18 protein-coding genes are annotated in these 16,462 nt (G+C 60.2%); 7 read left to right on the top strand and 11 right to left on the bottom strand.

The annotated features are described in order from the left end of the window. Positions 1 to 51: 51 nt before the first annotated feature. Complete coding sequence (locus tag GS605_RS04120; protein WP_171362741.1) at positions 52 to 414, bottom strand: nuclear transport factor 2 family protein; 363 nt, start codon at positions 412 to 414, stop codon at positions 52 to 54. 109 nt (positions 415 to 523) lie between these two features. Between GS605_RS04120 and GS605_RS04115 the strand changes: the two genes are divergently transcribed. The 4 genes from GS605_RS04115 (at position 524) to GS605_RS04100 (ending at position 5,379) form a co-directional block, all read left to right on the top strand. Next, positions 524 to 2,128 (top strand): peptide chain release factor 3, encoded by a 1,605-nt coding sequence (locus GS605_RS04115; protein WP_171723638.1) that lies wholly within the window; start codon positions 524 to 526, stop codon positions 2,126 to 2,128. A gap of 49 nt (positions 2,129 to 2,177) precedes the next feature. Beyond that, positions 2,178 to 2,921 (top strand): hypothetical protein, encoded by a 744-nt coding sequence (locus GS605_RS04110; RefSeq protein WP_171723146.1) that lies wholly within the window; start codon positions 2,178 to 2,180, stop codon positions 2,919 to 2,921. Further along, positions 2,918 to 3,847 carry a glycosyltransferase family 2 protein gene (locus GS605_RS04105; protein WP_245223405.1) on the top strand — a complete coding sequence of 310 codons (930 nt, stop codon included), beginning with the start codon at positions 2,918 to 2,920 and terminating at the stop codon, positions 3,845 to 3,847. Before GS605_RS04110 ends, GS605_RS04105 begins: the two co-directional genes overlap by 4 nt. Before the next feature lie 185 nt (positions 3,848 to 4,032). Then, complete coding sequence (locus GS605_RS04100) at positions 4,033 to 5,379, top strand: DEAD/DEAH box helicase (protein WP_171632019.1); 1,347 nt, start codon at positions 4,033 to 4,035, stop codon at positions 5,377 to 5,379. Here GS605_RS04100 and GS605_RS04095 read toward each other — a convergent pair. Genes GS605_RS04095 through GS605_RS04085 form a run of 3 tightly spaced genes read right to left on the bottom strand, consistent with a single transcriptional unit; the run spans position 5,376 to position 7,398 of the window. Next, a complete protein-coding gene (locus GS605_RS04095; RefSeq protein ID WP_171723145.1) occupies positions 5,376 to 6,278 on the bottom strand; it encodes an EamA family transporter in 903 nt (300 codons plus the stop codon). The genes GS605_RS04100 and GS605_RS04095 overlap by 4 nt on opposite strands. A gap of 21 nt (positions 6,279 to 6,299) precedes the next feature. Then, positions 6,300 to 7,202: a fatty acid desaturase gene (locus GS605_RS04090; RefSeq protein ID WP_171723144.1), complete on the bottom strand. Its 903-nt coding sequence runs from the start codon at positions 7,200 to 7,202 to the stop codon at positions 6,300 to 6,302. Beyond that, positions 7,195 to 7,398: a DUF2061 domain-containing protein gene (locus GS605_RS04085; protein WP_171167827.1), complete on the bottom strand. Its 204-nt coding sequence runs from the start codon at positions 7,396 to 7,398 to the stop codon at positions 7,195 to 7,197. Before GS605_RS04085 ends, GS605_RS04090 begins: the two co-directional genes overlap by 8 nt. A gap of 108 nt (positions 7,399 to 7,506) precedes the next feature. Here GS605_RS04085 and GS605_RS04080 point away from each other — a divergent pair, with 108 nt between their 5' ends. Together GS605_RS04080 and GS605_RS04075 are read left to right on the top strand one after the other, a co-directional pair. Next, on the top strand, positions 7,507 to 8,376 hold the full coding sequence (locus tag GS605_RS04080; RefSeq protein ID WP_171632011.1) for a helix-turn-helix domain-containing protein: 870 nt from the start codon (positions 7,507 to 7,509) through the stop codon (positions 8,374 to 8,376). Between the two features lie 79 nt (positions 8,377 to 8,455). After that, positions 8,456 to 8,638: a hypothetical protein gene (locus GS605_RS04075; RefSeq protein ID WP_117868740.1), complete on the top strand. Its 183-nt coding sequence runs from the start codon at positions 8,456 to 8,458 to the stop codon at positions 8,636 to 8,638. Position 8,639: 1 nt separating this feature from the next. Here GS605_RS04075 and GS605_RS04070 read toward each other — a convergent pair whose 3' ends face one another. From GS605_RS04070 to GS605_RS04055, 4 genes are all read right to left on the bottom strand, one after another. Next, complete coding sequence (locus GS605_RS04070) at positions 8,640 to 9,398, bottom strand: SDR family oxidoreductase (RefSeq protein ID WP_171723143.1); 759 nt, start codon at positions 9,396 to 9,398, stop codon at positions 8,640 to 8,642. Then, a complete protein-coding gene (locus GS605_RS04065) occupies positions 9,395 to 10,861 on the bottom strand; it encodes a carnitine 3-dehydrogenase (RefSeq protein WP_171632005.1) in 1,467 nt (488 codons plus the stop codon). Before GS605_RS04065 ends, GS605_RS04070 begins: the two co-directional genes overlap by 4 nt. 8 nt (positions 10,862 to 10,869) lie before the next feature. Continuing rightward, positions 10,870 to 11,187 carry a hypothetical protein gene (locus GS605_RS04060; RefSeq protein ID WP_171723142.1) on the bottom strand — a complete coding sequence of 106 codons (318 nt, stop codon included), beginning with the start codon at positions 11,185 to 11,187 and terminating at the stop codon, positions 10,870 to 10,872. A gap of 61 nt (positions 11,188 to 11,248) precedes the next feature. Further along, positions 11,249 to 12,163 carry a 3-keto-5-aminohexanoate cleavage protein gene (locus tag GS605_RS04055; RefSeq protein WP_171631999.1) on the bottom strand — a complete coding sequence of 305 codons (915 nt, stop codon included), beginning with the start codon at positions 12,161 to 12,163 and terminating at the stop codon, positions 11,249 to 11,251. A gap of 133 nt (positions 12,164 to 12,296) precedes the next feature. Here GS605_RS04055 and GS605_RS04050 point away from each other — a divergent pair, with 133 nt between their 5' ends. Then, entirely contained in the window at positions 12,297 to 13,283 is a 987-nt protein-coding gene (locus GS605_RS04050; RefSeq protein ID WP_171723141.1) for a GlxA family transcriptional regulator, read from the top strand. A 76-nt stretch (positions 13,284 to 13,359) separates the two neighbouring features. Here GS605_RS04050 and GS605_RS04045 read toward each other — a convergent pair whose 3' ends face one another. The 3 genes from GS605_RS04045 to GS605_RS04035 are packed head-to-tail and all read right to left on the bottom strand — an operon-like array spanning position 13,360 to position 16,367. Further along, positions 13,360 to 14,406: an aldo/keto reductase gene (locus tag GS605_RS04045; RefSeq protein ID WP_171723140.1), complete on the bottom strand. Its 1,047-nt coding sequence runs from the start codon at positions 14,404 to 14,406 to the stop codon at positions 13,360 to 13,362. Positions 14,407 to 14,437: 31 nt separating this feature from the next. Beyond that, the gene (locus GS605_RS04040) at positions 14,438 to 14,896 is read right to left on the bottom strand and encodes a DNA polymerase III subunit chi (protein ID WP_171723139.1); all 459 of its coding nucleotides are present in this window, start codon (positions 14,894 to 14,896) and stop codon (positions 14,438 to 14,440) included. 4 nt (positions 14,897 to 14,900) lie between these two features. Continuing rightward, positions 14,901 to 16,367, bottom strand: a complete 1,467-nt coding sequence (locus tag GS605_RS04035; RefSeq protein WP_171723138.1) for a leucyl aminopeptidase — start codon at positions 16,365 to 16,367, stop codon at positions 14,901 to 14,903. Positions 16,368 to 16,462 lie beyond the last annotated feature (95 nt).

The raw sequence follows: 16,462 nt of genomic DNA, 5'->3' as shown, positions 1-16,462 counted from the left end.
GCCGCATGTCTAGCACCGGCCAGACAGGGAAGACCAGAAACGGATCATCGATCAATAGAAGAACTCTTCCCGGATGATCTTGCCGTCGGCGACGTGATAAACACCCACTTCGCGCATATCGAACGCTTCGCCGGTTTCCTTCACGGTGCCCTGCACTTCGAAAATCACGGCAAAACGGTCGTCGCCATGAGGAAGCGGATCGCTGACGGACGCACCAGACACTTCATGCGCGCTTTCCCACCACTCATGCTTGCCACGGATGGCGTCGATTCCTTTGGTTTCCCGACCCATTCCCTGAAAATCCTGCCCTTCGACCGACACCGCATCCGGCGCATACAGCTTGGACAGGTTTTCTTTGGCCCGGTCTTCCCGGCAACCAGCCACGAGTTCATCGGCAATCTCTTTCAAATTCATTGATCCACTCCATCATTTGTTCACTATATGTTCTTTTTGCCACAGACCCATGATTCGTACCAGACCCTTTGTCTTGCTTCGGCAGGATTCCCCGCATATACGCGCGCTCATGCTTGATACCTCGAACCAACCCACCCTGCCGCCCGAGATCGCCCGGCGCCGGACATTCGCCATCATCTCGCACCCGGATGCGGGAAAGACTACGCTGACGGAAAAGTTCCTGCTGTACGGGGGCGCGATCCAGATGGCCGGTCAGGTGCGTGCCAAGGGCGAGGCGCGGCGGACCCGGTCGGACTTCATGCAGATGGAAAAGGATCGCGGCATCTCGGTCTCGGCCTCAGCGATGTCGTTCGACTATGGGAACTTCCGGTTCAACCTGGTGGATACACCCGGCCACAGCGATTTCTCGGAAGACACCTATCGCACGCTGACAGCCGTGGACGCGGCCGTCATGGTGATCGACGGCGCGAAAGGTGTGGAAAGCCAGACGCAGAAACTGTTCGAGGTCTGCCGCCTGCGCGATCTGCCGATCCTGACCTTCTGTAACAAGATGGACCGCGAAAGCCGCGACACGTTCGAGATCATCGACGAAATTCAGGAAATGTTGGCCATCGACGTCACGCCCGCCGCCTGGCCCATCGGCGTGGGGCGCGACTTCATCGGCTGCTATGACATGCTGCGCGACCGGCTGGAACTGATGGACCGCGCCGACCGCAACAAGGTGGCCGAAAGCATCGAGATCAACGGGCTGGACGACTCCAAACTGGCCGAACACGTCCCCGAGCATCTGCTGGATAAGCTGCTGGAAGAGGTCGAGATGGCGCGCGAATTGCTGCCTGCGCTTGACCCGCAGGCGGTTCTGGAAGGCCACATGACCCCGATCTGGTTCGGCTCCGCCATCAACTCGTTCGGCGTCAAGGAACTGATGGAAGGCATCGGCGCCTATGGCCCGCAGCCACAGGTTCAATCCGCTGAACCCCGCCAGATTTCCCCAGATGAAAAGAAAGTTGCAGGCTTTGTCTTCAAGGTTCAGGCCAACATGGACCCCAAGCACCGCGACCGGGTGGCCTTTGTCCGCATGGCCAGCGGCCACTTCAAGCGCGGCATGAAACTGACCCATGTGCGCAGCAAGAAACCGATGGCGATCTCGAACCCCGTATTGTTCCTGGCCTCTGACCGCGAGTTGGCGGAAGAGGCCTGGGCCGGTGACATCATCGGCATTCCCAACCACGGGCAGCTGCGCATCGGTGACACGCTGACCGAAGGCGAAGCGCTGCGGGTGACCGGCATTCCGTCGTTCGCGCCGGAGCTTCTGCAAGGCGTCCGCGCGGGCGACCCGATGAAAGCCAAGCATCTGGAAAAAGCCCTGATGCAATTCGCCGAGGAAGGTGCGGCCAAGGTGTTCAAGCCTTCGATCGGCTCGGGCTTTATCGTGGGGGTCGTGGGCGCGTTGCAGTTCGAAGTGCTCGCCAGCCGGATCGAGATGGAATATGGCCTGCCGGTACGGTTCGAAGCATCGCAGTTCACCTCGGCCCGCTGGGTAAGTGGTGACAAGGCCGAGGTCGAAAAGTTCGTCAACGCCAACAAGCAGCACATCGCGCATGATCATGACGGCGACATCGTCTATCTGACGCGCCTGCAATGGGATATCGATCGGGTGGTCCGTGACTATCCCGCGCTGAACCTGACCGCGACAAAAGAGATGATGACCTGAGGCAACTGTCTGATTGCACAGGCAGGTTTGGCTGTGCAATCCTGCGCGCATGAGTGACGACAAACTGACCTATTCCGGTGGCCTGCCCGACATGCTGGACAGCTATGAGAACCGGCGCAGCCCGTTTCAGTTCGGCACCCTGACCCTGCCCGAGCTTGACGTCAATCTGGAAGAACTGGCCAAGCTCACCGTGCCCGACACCGCCACCGAATTGCCGCCCGGGCGCAGCACCACTTGGGATCGCAAACGCGTTCAGATCGCGCGGGAATTCGTCGGAAAGTCAGAGCTTGCCTTCCTGAACGCCCAGCTGATCTCGAACCTCAGAAAACGCTCCTTTCCGCGTCAGGCCCCTGCGCTGTACTGCCGGCTGTGGGACGAACAATCCGACCATCTTCTTTCCGCCCTCGACCTGCGTTGGCTGGTGTCGTCTGTTCAGACTTTTGCGGATCACGGTCAAACGCCGACACAGCGCGAGGTCGGACATGCCTTGCGCGTGTTCTTCAGCATGATGAAGCTGTATGAGTTCGAGCGGCTCTTCTCGGGGCTGGCCCCGGAAACGCCGTTTCAGTTCAAGGACAGGAACCACGTCCCGCTGCCCTATCAGATGAAAGGCTTTTCCTTTGAAAAAGGCGGGCTTGACATCAATCTCATCGCTCCGATCTGGACCAGGGCGATGAATGATCCCACGATTGCGCCGCTGGTGGATCACCTGATGATCCAATTGAACAAGGACCCAGGTGGAATTTTTCGACGCCTGAAACGCATGCGCGACGCCCGCGCACCGCACAAATGACCACCTGGGGCATTGTGTCCATGGTCCGGGGGCCAACCGAAGACGTCCTTCGGTTCGTAGCCCATCACCTCGAACTGGGGGCGGATTTCATGTATATCTACATGGACGAACCCAACCGCCGCACGTTCAGGGCTCTGAGAATGCATCCCAAGGTCCGGGTCCGTAACTGTGATGACGCCTTTTGGGAAAAACGCGGACGCGCACGACCGGAAAAGCATCAGGTGCGCCAGTCGGTTCACGCCACTTTTGCCTATCGAAACACCCGGCTGGATTGGTTGACACATATCGATGTGGATGAGTTTCTTTGGCCGGCGGCCCCCATTTCTGATGTTCTGCGCGATGTTCCAGACACGGTTCCCGCGGTGCGTGTACGCCCGTTGGAGGCCTTGGCCGGGGGCGATGACCTGTACAAAGCTCATATCCCGCGTGGCCCGAACCGCGAAGCGCTGGTCGAGACCATTTACCCGAATTACGGCGCCTTCGTCATGGGCGGTTTCCTGAGTCACGTTCAGGGAAAGCTGTTCGTGCGCACCGGCTTGAAAAACCTAAGCATCCGCATCCACAACCTGTTTCAGAACAAGGTGCTGCTGCCCTGCAAATTCGAGCTTGCCCAGATCGATCTGTGCCATCGTCATGCGCCGGACTGGAACCACTGGATAGCACATTACCAGTTCCGTATGGATCGTGGCTCGTATCAGGCCGGCATGGCTCCGAATGTTCCGCGCGAACAGGGCGGGCTGAACAAGAATGAACTGCTCAACTGGATCGAGGCCGAACAGGGCATGGACGGGCTGCGCGCGTTCTACAATGAAATGAGTGGCGCGGACGCAGAGGTGCGCGCCAACCTGGAACGCCACGGCCTGCTGCGCCACCGCCCTTTGAACCTGGACGAAAAACTACAGAAACACTTTCCCGGAAGTTGCTGAATTGTTGCTGAAATTCACCGCAGACAACAGGCAGGGACAGGTGAAATTCTCTTCATTTGACCCCGATCAACGTTTTTGTTATGTCCGCGTACAAGCCGAAATGTCGCATTATGCGCATGGCCATCCGGGCCCGGCACATCTTTGACGCGCGGGCCTGGTCAAGTGTCCGCAAAAACCGGACATACATGACAAAATTCAACGAACTGAACCTGAACCCGAAGGTCCTCAAAGCCATTGAAGAGGCCGGATACGAATCCCCCACTCCGATCCAGGAAGGCGCGATTCCGCCCGCTCTGGAAGGCCGTGATGTCTTGGGGATTGCCCAGACCGGCACTGGCAAGACCGCCAGCTTCACACTGCCGATGATCACCCTGCTGGCCCGTGGCCGCGCCCGCGCGCGCATGCCGCGCTCGCTGGTCCTGTGTCCGACGCGGGAACTGGCTGCTCAGGTGGCCGAGAATTTCGACACCTATACAAAGCACCTGAAACTGACCAAGGCGTTGTTGATCGGCGGTGTCAGCTTCAAAGAGCAAGAGGCGCTGATCGACCGCGGCGTCGACGTTCTGATCGCAACTCCGGGCCGCCTGCTGGACCATTTCGAACGTGGCAAGCTGCTGCTGACCGGTGTTCAGATCATGGTGGTAGACGAAGCCGACCGGATGCTGGATATGGGCTTTATTCCTGATATCGAACGCATCTTCTCGCTGACGCCGTTCACGCGGCAGACATTGTTCTTCTCGGCGACCATGGCTTCCGAGATCGAGCGCATCACGGATACTTTCCTGTCCGCCCCTGCCCGGGTTGAAGTCGCCCGGCAAGCGACCGCATCCGAGACGATCGAACAGGGCGTTGTCATGTTCAAAGGCGGCCGTCGGGACCGTGAAGCAAGCCAGAAACGCAACGTGCTGCGCGCCTTGATCGACGCAGAGGGCGAAAAGTGCACCAATGCAATCATCTTCTGCAACCGCAAGACAGATGTCGATATCTGCGCGAAATCGCTGAAGAAATACGGCTATGACGCTGCCGCGATCCATGGCGATCTGGACCAATCGCAACGGATGAAGACGCTGGACGGGTTCCGCGACGGATCATTGCGTCTACTGGTTGCGTCCGACGTCGCTGCGCGCGGTCTGGATGTTCCAGCCGTCAGCCACGTGTTCAATTTCGACGTCCCCGGCCACCCCGAAGATTACGTGCACCGTATCGGCCGCACCGGTCGCGCCGGGCGCGAAGGCAAGGCCATCACGATCTGCTCGGTCCGCGATGAAAAAGCCCTGGCCGCGATCGAAAAGCTGATCCAGAAGGACATCCCGCGCATCGACAATCCGGTCAAGGAAGAGCCCAAGCCTGAAAAGCCGAAGCCCGAGAAAAAAGCCCGGGACTCCGAAGCCAGGAAAGACACCCGGAAAGAGCGAGAGCCCAAAGGGCGTGGCCGTGGGCGCAAGGAAGACAATGGCCGGGCCGTGGTGGGTATGGGCGATCACCTGCCCAGCTTTATTGCCCTGAGCTTTGACGAGCGTCGTGCCGGCTAAATCGCCAGCACCAAGGCCAGTATAGAGACACCCAACAGCAACATCCCGGCGATTTCTCGCCGGGTGATCGTCTCGCGGAAAAACAGGATCGAGGCCATCAGGCTGAAGATCAGCTCTACCTGCCCCAGCGCTTTGACATAGGCTGCGTTTTGCAGGGTGAAGGCCCAGAACCAACAAAACGAACCGCCCAGACTGGTCAGGCCGACAAACACGCCGGTGGATCGGGTCTGCCACACCGCGCGCAGTTCGGCCCGGTCGCGCCACAACAGCCACAGGCCCATGCTGACGAACTGAAACGTCACGACGGCGGCCAGGGTGATCAATGCCCGGAACCAGGCGTCGACATCACCCAATTGCAACGAGGCCCCGCGATAGCTGACGGCGGAGAACGCAAACAAAACCCCTGATCCAAGCCCCAATTGGGACGCGCGGTTGGTCAGATGCCGCCACCAGGCGCCGCCTCCTCCGGGGGTTTTCGACAGCAAAAGCACCGCCATCAACCCCAACAAGATCGCAACCAGCGCGCCGCTGGAAACGCTGTCGCCCAAAACCAGAAAGCCGACGATCGCGGTCTGAATGACTTCGGTTTTCTTGAAGGTGATCCCGACCGCAAAGTTTCGTTGTTTGAACAACGCCACAACACAGATCGTCGCCAGGATTTGCGCCGTGCCTCCGATGGCAGCGTACAGCCAGAACACTCCGCCAATCAGAGGCAAGCTGGCGCCCGTTGTCAGCATCGCCACAAACAGCCCGGCAACGGCCAGCGGCATGGAATACGCAAATCGCGCAAAGGTCGCGCCGGCGGCGGACAGTTTCACGCTGCTCAAGGATTTTTGCAGCATGAACCGCACAGTCTGAAAACTGGCGGCGGCGATGGTGACAGGGATCCAGAGACTCATGTCACCTGTTGTGTCGTCAAATCAAGACTTTGGCCAGAGCGGATGCGGCACCGGGTCCTTGGCGCGTAGAAGGTACTGCCGGAAGATCTGTGCATAAGAGCGGTAAACATACGCCTCATTGCAGGCCAGATACCTGTCTTTGCCATCCCGATACAACGACGGCAGCCGATACCATGGCGCGGCGGGATTCATATGATGTACAACATGCAGGTTGTTGTTCAGAAACAGAAACGCCAACGGCCCGCTGTCTTCGATAATAACGGTCCGCGCGCGGGACTTCTCGTGCGCGCGGTGTTCCAGAAACGTGCGGATCTTCAGCAACGCCAGCCCGATATAGGCCGAAATCAGATAGGCCCAGATCGGCATGGCCGATTGTGCAACGATCCACAGCACCGCAACCCCGCCGGGGATGTGCAAAGTCCAGGCCAGCAGGATCGCCCTGTCGCCGCGCCGCAGCCCCCGCCATTCGTCGCGCAGAAACAGCACTTGCCCAATGGCCGGACCCAGAACCATCCGCCCCAGAAGCGTGTTGTTCAGGGCCAGCACAGCCTGCACGCCGCGCGGCAGGTCCGCCCAAACCTTGGGATCCAGATAGTTGGATTCGGGGTCGTCATACGGGTCGGTCAAAGTGGCATCCTGATGATGCGCCAAATGCAGATCGCGAAAACGGTTATACGGAATGGCCAAGGTCAGCGGCAGCGCCATCAGCGCCTCATTCAGCCATTTGGCTCGGAACGGGTGCCCATGCAGGGCTTCGTGTGTCAAAGACGAATGCAGGGCGGCAACAAAGCCCAAAACCAGCGCCGTCAACCACAGCGAAACATCCGCCAACCAGAACAGCCCGACCAGCCATGCGGCATAGCAGCCGACGATCAGGGCAAATGTACCCCATTCGGGCGACTTGGGTGTCGAGGGCTCAGCCATTGCGCCCCCACGAAACTCCGGCCCAAATTCTTTCATAGACAATGTAAAGCGTCAGGCCGATGGCGGTATTCACCAGCGCCAATGCCCCGCCGACGGCGGCCGAGCCTGTGGCGATCAGGCCCACCAGCGTCATGGTCGCCAGCCCCATGACATTCCACACGATTGCTTTCACGACAGATCTTCGCCGCGTTTCCATTTCGAACCCCATTCTTTTTGCTTTTACAAAGGGGTTACCGTTCAGTGCGCGTGCTGAAAATTCTGTATATGATTAACAAAACTCATCACTTGTGATATTTTTCATCTTATGCAGGAAAATATCGACAAACGCGACCGCGCCGCTCAATTCCGCCTACGCCTTGCCCGCGCGATGGAGGACCGTCACGTCAGCCAAAGCGCGCTTGCGCGCCATATCGGCGTGGACCGATCAACCGTATCTCAGTTGTTGACCGATCATGGCGCGCGTCTTCCCAATGCGCATGTTGTGGGTGGCTGCGCCGCGGCACTGGGCGTTTCGGCCGACTGGTTGCTGGGCCTGTCCGACAGGCCGGAAAGCGCGGCAGAGATTCTGGCCAGTTCCCTGTCCATTACCGAAGCGCCCCGCGCCCTGGTCGATGAGCGGATTTTCGACTGGCACAAAGAAGCCGCCGGGTACAAGATCCGCTATGTTCCGGCCACCCTGCCCGACATGCTCAAGACGCGCGCGGTGCTGGAGTGGGAATATGCCCCCCATTTGGGGCGCACGGCGGATCAGGCCATCGGTGCGTCCGAAGACAGGTTGGCCTGGATGCGCAGTGCGCAGTCTGATTACGAAATTGCAATGCCATTGTTCGAGATTGAAAGCTTTGCAAGCGGCACGGGGTATTACCATGGCCTTTGCCCGGAAATTCGTCAGGAGCAGATCGATCATCTGCTGGAGCTGTGTGAACAGCTTTATCCCCGAATGCGTGTCTATCTGTTCGATGCCAAACGGCTTTATTCAGCCCCTGTAACGATTTTCGGGCCGCTGCTGTGCGTTTTTTATGCAGGCAGTCACTATATGGCGTTCCGAGACCGGGACCGGATCGAGACGTTTTCACGGCACTTCGACACACTTGTGCGCGAGGCCGATGTGGCCGCCCGCGACTTCCCGGACCACTTGCGACAACTCAGAACGGCTGTATCCGGCAAGAATTGATGCAGCGGCGCAAAACCTGTGCTATCGTCCCTTGGCGCGAACCAACGGGCATTCCGATCACAAACGGAGGACCACAGGAATGGACGCAATTCAAACCGCTCAATACGCGCGCGCGCTGTATGCCGCGCACGGAGACCGGGCCGAGGCGGAAGCCGCGCAGAAAATGCGTGAATGCGAAGCCGCCGGAAACCAGAAAGAGGCGCAGGATTGGCAGGCGGTCCGTCAGACCATCCGCCAGATCCGAGGACCAAATCAGGGCTGACCTACAGTTTTGGGTCGGGATTGACCGTGTGCCCATCCACCGCAATCACCTGCCCAGACACCAGCCGCGCTGCGTCCGAAGCCAGAAAGACGGCCATATTGGCGATATCCTGCGCTTCCACGAAGCGCCCCATAGAGGTGCCCGAGGCATAGCCCTGATAGACCTCATCGCGGGTCATGCCTTTGGCGGCTGCCTCTCGGGCCAAGACACCTTCCATGCGCGGGCCCTCCACGGCACCCGGGCAAATGGCGTTTGCGCGAATGCCCAGCGGCCCAAGTTCCATCGCCAGCGTTTTCATCAACCCTATGACCGCCCATTTGGCCGAGGCATAAGGCGCTCGGAACGGATAGCCGTACTGACCGGCGGTCGAAGAGGTCAGAATGATGCTGCCCGCCCGCGCCGACTTCATCATAGGGGCTGCGTGCTTGGCGGCCAAAAAGGCCCCGTCCAGATTGACCGCGACGCAGGCGCGCCATGCATCCAGATCGATATCCTCGATCGCGCTGGTCGGCCCGGCGATTCCGGCATTTGCGCACAGAACATCCAGCCCGCCTGCGGCCCCGACAGCCTGAAACACCGCGCTCATGTCGGCCTCATTTGTCACATCAGCCCTGTGCGCCACCCAATGGTCGGGCAAGATATCCAGGGCTGACTGGTCAATATCCGTCACCCAGACATCATAACCGGCGGCGTCAAACGCCGCGGCCAAGGCTCGACCGACACCCGATGCCCCGGCTGTTACCAATACGCGCCGGGTCACGATGGCGTCCGAATGGCAGCACCCGCCCCTTCAGGGTAAGGCAAACCGGCCTGTGCCTCGGCAATCCGCGCCATCGCGGCTTCGATCCTGGGCGACGGCGGGCTGGGACGGCGGGTTTCAAGGCTGACGTGCAGCAGAAAGCTCTCGCCCGTGGCCAACAGCTTGTCGCCTTCATACATGCTGTGAAAGACATGCAGCTTCTTGCCCTGCCCCAACAGCATCTGCGTGCGCACGTCGATCTTCGCCCCTGCATGGACCTCGTCGATGTAACGGATGTGGTTCTCGGCAGTGAAATAGCTGCCACCCGACGCGATATACTCCATATCGCAACCGATGATCTCCATGAAACGGTCCGTGGCGGCCGCAAAGGCTTCCAGATACTTGGCTTCGTTCATGTGGCCGTTGTAATCCGTCCAGTCCAATGGAACGGCGCGGGACAGGGTCAGGATCGGCTGGCTCAGATCCGCCTGATCCAGCGACGGCAGGGCACCCGGTTTCAACAGCGCATCATGCTGGTTCAGCACCGCCCCCGCACCATAATTCTGCGCCTTGAGGGCCCGCATCATGCCAACAAGATTGTTGTCGCGAATGCGTTCCAGTTCCCGGATTGAATGCATTCCGGATTGCGCGTCTGACTGATCGGCGATCAGGTCGACCAGTTCATCGGTGAATTCCGGCACGTCCATCAGTTTGGTCCAGGGCCATTTCAAGGCTGGCCCGAACTGAGCCATGAAGTGCCGCATTCCCGCTTCACCTCCGGCCACGCGGTAGGTTTCGAACAATCCCATCTGTGCCCAGCGGATGCCAAAGCCCATTCGGATCGCCTCGTCGATTTCTTCGGTGGTGGCAATGCCATCCTTGACCAGCCAGAGCGCCTCGCGCCAGACGGCTTCCAGAAAGCGGTCGGCGATATGCGCGTCGATCTCTTTCTTGACATGCAGCGGAAAGAAACCAACCGAGGTCAGCAATTCCCTGGCCCGTTCAATCATCTCCGGTGGGTTTTTGTCGGTCGGCACCAGCTCGATCAGCGGCAGCAGATAGACTGGGTTGAACGGGTGCGTCACGACGATCTGTTCGGGCCGCAAAGCACCGTCCTGAAGCTCGGATGGTTTGAACCCGCTGGTCGATGACCCGATGATCGCATCTGGATCACAGTCCTCTTGCAAGCCCTTGTAAACCTTCAGCTTCAAGTCCAGCCGCTCTGGCACGCTTTCCTGGATCCACGTCGCGCCCTGTACGGCGTCGGCCATGTCGCCATGAAAGCTCAGCGCGCCCTCGGCCGGTAATGGAACGTCACTCAGCCCCGGCAGGGATCGCCGCGCATTGTCCAGCACTTCGCCTATTTTGCGTTCTGCTTCAGGGTCCGGGTCGAACACCCGAACGTCCCAGCCATTGAGCAGGAACCGTGCGGCCCATCCGCCGCCGATGACACCGCCCCCGATAATTGCTGCCGTCTTTGTCATGCTGTCCTCTAATCGATACAGATTACCTGCGCGCGCCCCGCCTCATCCAGATGCGGAATGCATCCGAATTGCGGTGTCACCGCGCTGCATTGTTTGGTGTCCGACAGGCAGAACCCTGCGCAGTCAGAGGCTTTTTCACAGGAGCTTCCAGCGTCGGGCAAAGGTTCAAAGCAGATAAACTGCCGTATCCGCCCGCCCTTCTCATAGCTTCCCCCTTTGGCTTCGCAGTCCTTGCGGGCCAAAGGGTCTTCCGCGGTCTGTGCCACCCCGACCCGGGGCAGACATACGGCCAGAACCGTCGCGCAGATTACAAGCACCGATCGCATTGCTCACTTCCTTTTGCTGGCACCCCTGCACTTACCGGTCATGGCAAGGGACGCAAACAGGTCAACCTTTGGGCGCCCGTTTGACCAGCCCCAGCTTCTCACGCACTTCCTGCGGCCCGATCACCCGCGCGCCCATGTTCTCGATGATGGTGCCTGCGCGTTCGACCAGTTGCCAGTTTTCGGCCAGCACACCCTTGTCCAGCCACAGGTTGTCCTCGAGCCCCACGCGCACATTGCCGCCCGCCAGCACCGAGGCCGCCACATAGGCCATCTGATGCCGCCCCAGCGAGAACGCGCTGAAGGTCCAGTCATCGGGCACGTTGTTTACCATCGCCATGAAGGTGTTCAGATCATCCGGCGCGCCCCACGGCACGCCCATGCACAGTTGAACCAGGGCGTTGGGTTCTAGAATTCCCTCTTTCACCAGTTGCTTGGCAAACCACAGATGGCCGGTGTCAAAGGCCTCGATCTCGGGTTTCACGCCCAAATCGGTCATCATCTGCCCCATAGCCCGCAACGCGCCGGGCGTGTTGGTCATGACGTAATCCGCCTCGGCAAAGTTCATCGTGCCGCAATCCAGCGTGCAGATTTCGGGCAGACATTCGGCCACATGCGCCACACGCTCGGTCGCGCCAACCAGATCTGTTCCTGCCTGGGCCAGTGGCAGCGGGTTTTCGATGCCGCCGAACACCATGTCTCCGCCCATGCCAGCCGTAAGGTTCAGCACTGCGTCCACCTCGGCATCCCGAATCCGATCGGTCACCTCACGATACAGCGCCAGATCGCGCGACGGGGCGCCTGTTTCGGGGTCGCGCACATGGCAGTGCACCACGGCCGCACCTGCCTTCGCGGCGGCAATCGCACTGTCGGCAATTTGCTTCGGTGAACGTGGCACATGAGGGCTGCGATCCTGTGTCCCGCCCGAGCCGGTCACGGCGCAGGTGATGAAGACTTCGCGGTTCATTTCCAGAGGCATGGCGTTTTCCCCAAGTTATACCCGGTTTTGCCTTGGGTTTTCCCCAGGCTTCTCCCCGGATTCCGATTTGCGTTCTGCCCCGACTCTGGCGCAGCTTTGGGAAAACCACTTGGCAGAATGCGAATCGAACTTGATGCAATCCGCAAAAAACATACTGCAACCCGAACATCGGGCCCTGAAAACCGCCGTTCTGGTGCTGGATGAATGCAACACGCTCAGCTTCGCCTCGGCGGTCGATCCGATGCGCGCTGCCAACCGTCTGGCGGACCGGCCCGCCTTTGACTGGGATTATGTGACCGCCACAGCCGAACCCGCGATGCTGACAAGCGCCCTGCAAGTGCCCGGCATCCCGCTCTCTCGCCTGCAAGGCTGCGACCTTATGATTGTCGTCGCGGGCTTCCAACTGGCCCGCCACGCCACTCCCAGCCTGCTGGCCGGGCTGCGCCGCATTGCCGGTACCGGGGCGACGATGGCCGGGATTGACGGCGGCCCCTGGCTGCTGGCCGAGGCAGGGCTGCTGGACGGTCACCCTGCGACGACCCACTGGGAAGACCTGCAAAATTTCGCTTCCCGCTTCCCCGACGTCGACGTGCGCCCCGACCGCTTTACTGTCTCGGACGGTCGCCTGACCTCTGGCGGCGCGATTCCCGCTGTCGAGATGATGCTGCACATCATCGCCGCCCGTCATGGCGCGGGTTTCGCATCCCGTGTCTCGGGCCTGTTCCTCTATGATGGCGCGCCGGACCCGGGCACACCGCAAAGCCGCACCGGCGTACCACACCGCCACACCGCGCTGACGTCAAAGGCGAATTCGCTGATGCAGGCATCCCTGGATGACCCCCTGCCACTGGCCCATATCGCTGACCAGCTGGGCACCAGCCCGCGCACCCTGCAACAACAGTTCCGCCTTCGCCTGAACACCACGCCGCAGGATCACTATCTGCAACTGCGCCTGGCCGAGGCCCGCCGTCTGGTCACCGACACCGACCTTCCACTGATGGATGTCGCGCTGGCCACCGGTTTTTCCTCGCAATCCAGCTTTGCCCGCGCTTTCCGCACCGCCCACGGTCAATCGGCACGCGACCTCAGGCAAGAGCGCGCGCACCCCACCCATCACTGACCGGACCCAACTTCATCTGGCCAGAAATATCCCGGGGGAGGCACGCGCAGCGTGCCGGGGGCAGAGCCCCCTCGCCTCAGTACGGCATCGGGTGCGCCTTGTGGACAGCGTCCAACTCGGCCAGCACCTCGTTTGACAACGTCAAATCCGCACCGGCCAATACGTGTTCAAGCTGCGCGACCGTGGTCGCGCCAAAAATCGCCGACATCATGAATGGTCGCGAGCGGCACCAGGCCAGCGCCATATGGGTCGGATCCAGGCCATGTCGCGCGGCAACATCCATATAGGCCGCGACCGCATCAAAAACCCGGTCAGACTTGCGCCCGCCCAATTGAGGCGAAAGCGACATACGAGAGCCGTCCGGCACGGCCCCGCCCTGATATTTCCCGGTCAGCAGCCCGGTGCCCAGGGGTGAAAACGCCATCAGGCCGACATCTTCATGTACGCTCAGCTCGGCCATGTCGGTATCGAACAGACGGCACAGCAACGAATACTCATTCTGCACGGACGCCGCTCGCGGTGTGCCCGTCTGTTCGGCCAGTCTCAGCCACTGCGCCGTACCCCATGCGCTTTCATTCGACAGACCAAAAGCGCAGATGTTGCCTTTCTCCACCTGAACCTGCAAGGCCCCCAGACACTCCTGCATATTTTCCAGAACGTCCGCAGTATTGTGGCCCGAAGGCGCATAATCCCAGTTTTGACGGAACATATAGCTGCCGCGATTGGGCCAGTGGAACTGGTAGAGATCGATGTAATCCGTCTGCAAACGCCGCAAAGACCCTTCGATGGCCTCAGGAATGGTCTTGGCCGTGATCGGCGCACCGTCGCGAACATATGACAACCCCTCACCTGAATGCTTGGTCGCCAATACGAAATCCGCCCGGCGCGACGAATTTGCGGCGTTCCAATTTCCAAGAATTTCTTCAGTACGACCAATTGTCTCTTTGGCGACAGGATTCACCGGATACATCTCGGCGGCATCCACAAAGTTGATCCCCGCGTCCAGCGCCATGTCCATCTGCCGGTGCGCATCCGATTCCGAGGTCTGCGTCCCGAACGTCATCGTCCCGAGGCAAAGATCGCTCACGACAATCCCGGTGCGGCCCAGAGGCTTTATCTGCATCCTCAAATCTCCTGATAAATGGCACGGCCCGTCAGGCTTCGGCCTTCTTTTCCCACCGCCCGGACTCCTCCGACCAGTATTGCGCGGCGCATCCGGCGCCGGTCAGCGCCTTCCACTGCCCGCGCGCGTGCTGCACGGCCATGTCGTCATTGCCGTCGAACAGAATGCAAACCCGCTCCAGAACCGACACTTCTTCGGGTTCGATCGACGCGCCGTCCACCGCCATGACACACACCGCGCCGTTGGGGGCCTCGGCGCTGGTGGTCAGAAGGATCGGCTGCTCGGCGTCATGCGGGCCGCCTTCGCGACCATGCGGCAGGAACCCGTCCTCGGGGCCCAGCCACAGCTTTTCATCCAGCCAGTCCATCCGTGCGGGATCGGTGCCCCGCACGGCAATCTTCCACCCGGCCTGTCGCGCCTTGTCCAGCAGCACAGGCAAGGTGTGCTCCAGCGGCTGGCGGGTCAGATGGTAGAAATAGACAGCACCCATTCGCTTACTCGAAATTGTCCTGCACGAACCGGCTCAGCGCGCGCACACCCCAGCCCGTAGCACCTTTGGGCGCATAGGATGTCTCGGACGCCACCGAGGCCACACCCGCGATATCCAGATGGATCCAGGGTGTATCCTCTTTCACGAAACGTTGCAGAAACTGCGCCGCCGTGATCGAGCCCGCCGGACGGCCACCGACGTTTTTCATGTCGGCGATGCGCGATTTGAGCAGCTTGTCATAGGCATCGCCCAACGGCATCCGCCACGCGCCTTCATCCTCGGCCCGGGCCGATTTCAGGAAGGCGTCACAGAATGTGTCATTGTTGGAAAACACACCTGCATTCTCATGACCCAGCCCGATGATGATCGCTCCGGTCAGGGTGGCCAGATCGATCATGCCCACCGGATTGAACCGCTCCTGCGCGTACCACATCACGTCGCACAGAACCAATCGGCCTTCGGCATCGGTGTTGATGATCTCGACCGTGTCGCCTTTCATCGACTTGACCACATCGCCCGGACGGGTGGCATTGCCCGAAGGCATGTTCTCGACCAGCCCGACAAGGCCCACCACATTGGCCTTGGCCTTGCGCTTGGCCAGCGCACGCATCGTGCCCGCGACAACGCCCGCGCCGCCCATGTCCATGGTCATGTCTTCCATGCCACCGGCCGGTTTCAGCGAAATGCCACCTGTGTCGAAAACCACGCCCTTGCCCACCAAAGCCAAGGGCGCATCGTCCCTGTCGCCACCATTCCAATGCATCACGACGACTTTGGACGGGCTGGCAGAGCCCTGCCCGACGCTCAACAAAGTGCGCATGCCCAGTTCAACCAGCTTGTCCTCTTCCAGAACTTCGACTTCCAGGCCCAGCTCCTGCATCTCGACAAGACGATCGGCAAATTCCGTGGTCGTCAGAACATTTGCAGGTTCGTTGGTCAGATCACGCGTCATCCGCACACCGTCGGCAATCGCGTATAGCGGTGCAAACTCTACTTCGGCTTCCTTGGGTTTCGAATGTCCTATCGTAATCGAACCGCTGCCTTCGCTGTCCTTGGTTTTGTGCGCGTTGAAATCATAACTGCGCAGCACCATGCCAAGGGCCAGGTTTTCGGTCTGCGCCTGATTGCCGACCATCACCAGCATGTCCTTGCCACCCGCTGATTTGACCAACGCGGCACCAGCCTTGCGGGCCTCATCGGCTTCCGGGCGGCGCGGCAGCACCACGACGTCCAGCGCTTCGGCCGCCATCCCAGCCGGCCAGGCCATCGAGATAACATCGCCGGTCTTGGACTTTCCGAATTTCTCACTTTCGACAAGCCGCGCCACAGCGCCTTTCGTCAGGCGATTGGCCCGGCGCGCCGCAGGGTTCATTTTTCCGTCCGACGAAATGATGATGGCCACCCGCCCTTCGGCCTGCGCCATCGCATCCAAGTCAAACTCCTGAAAGCGGACCGGTATCAGACTGCTCATTGCAAACTCCTCGAATTCTGTTCCCCAAGACCTAGCCCGCGCCGCCCGACTTGACCAGATAGCAGTTTTCCCCGCGTTTCAATTGCAGTAAGGTC

The organism is Ruegeria sp. HKCCD7559, from assembly GCF_013110575.1.
In the GTDB taxonomy this organism is placed as follows: domain Bacteria; phylum Pseudomonadota; class Alphaproteobacteria; order Rhodobacterales; family Rhodobacteraceae; genus Ruegeria.
The sequence above is the reverse complement of the archived record's forward strand: the minus strand, read 5'-3'. Positions and strand labels throughout refer to the sequence as shown.

Coding starts and splice junctions, on each gene's coding strand:
- GS605_RS04045 (WP_171723140.1), bottom strand. CDS start 14,406: ATGCAGATAAAGCCTCTGGGCCGCACCGGGATTGTCGTGAGCGATCTT.
- GS605_RS04085 (WP_171167827.1), bottom strand. CDS start 7,398: ATGGAAACGCGGCGAAGATCTGTCGTGAAAGCAATCGTGTGGAATGTC.
- GS605_RS04055 (WP_171631999.1), bottom strand. CDS start 12,163: ATGCCTCTGGAAATGAACCGCGAAGTCTTCATCACCTGCGCCGTGACC.
- GS605_RS04080 (WP_171632011.1), top strand. CDS start 7,507: ATGCAGGAAAATATCGACAAACGCGACCGCGCCGCTCAATTCCGCCTA.
- GS605_RS04050 (WP_171723141.1), top strand. CDS start 12,297: ATGCAATCCGCAAAAAACATACTGCAACCCGAACATCGGGCCCTGAAA.
- GS605_RS04060 (WP_171723142.1), bottom strand. CDS start 11,187: ATGCGATCGGTGCTTGTAATCTGCGCGACGGTTCTGGCCGTATGTCTG.
- GS605_RS04120 (WP_171362741.1), bottom strand. CDS start 414: ATGAATTTGAAAGAGATTGCCGATGAACTCGTGGCTGGTTGCCGGGAA.
- GS605_RS04065 (WP_171632005.1), bottom strand. CDS start 10,861: ATGACAAAGACGGCAGCAATTATCGGGGGCGGTGTCATCGGCGGCGGA.
- GS605_RS04090 (WP_171723144.1), bottom strand. CDS start 7,202: ATGGCTGAGCCCTCGACACCCAAGTCGCCCGAATGGGGTACATTTGCC.
- GS605_RS04035 (WP_171723138.1), bottom strand. CDS start 16,367: ATGAGCAGTCTGATACCGGTCCGCTTTCAGGAGTTTGACTTGGATGCG.
- GS605_RS04075 (WP_117868740.1), top strand. CDS start 8,456: ATGGACGCAATTCAAACCGCTCAATACGCGCGCGCGCTGTATGCCGCG.
- GS605_RS04040 (WP_171723139.1), bottom strand. CDS start 14,896: ATGGGTGCTGTCTATTTCTACCATCTGACCCGCCAGCCGCTGGAGCAC.
- GS605_RS04110 (WP_171723146.1), top strand. CDS start 2,178: ATGAGTGACGACAAACTGACCTATTCCGGTGGCCTGCCCGACATGCTG.
- GS605_RS04095 (WP_171723145.1), bottom strand. CDS start 6,278: ATGAGTCTCTGGATCCCTGTCACCATCGCCGCCGCCAGTTTTCAGACT.
- GS605_RS04100 (WP_171632019.1), top strand. CDS start 4,033: ATGACAAAATTCAACGAACTGAACCTGAACCCGAAGGTCCTCAAAGCC.
- GS605_RS04115 (WP_171723638.1), top strand. CDS start 524: ATGCTTGATACCTCGAACCAACCCACCCTGCCGCCCGAGATCGCCCGG.
- GS605_RS04105 (WP_245223405.1), top strand. CDS start 2,918: ATGACCACCTGGGGCATTGTGTCCATGGTCCGGGGGCCAACCGAAGAC.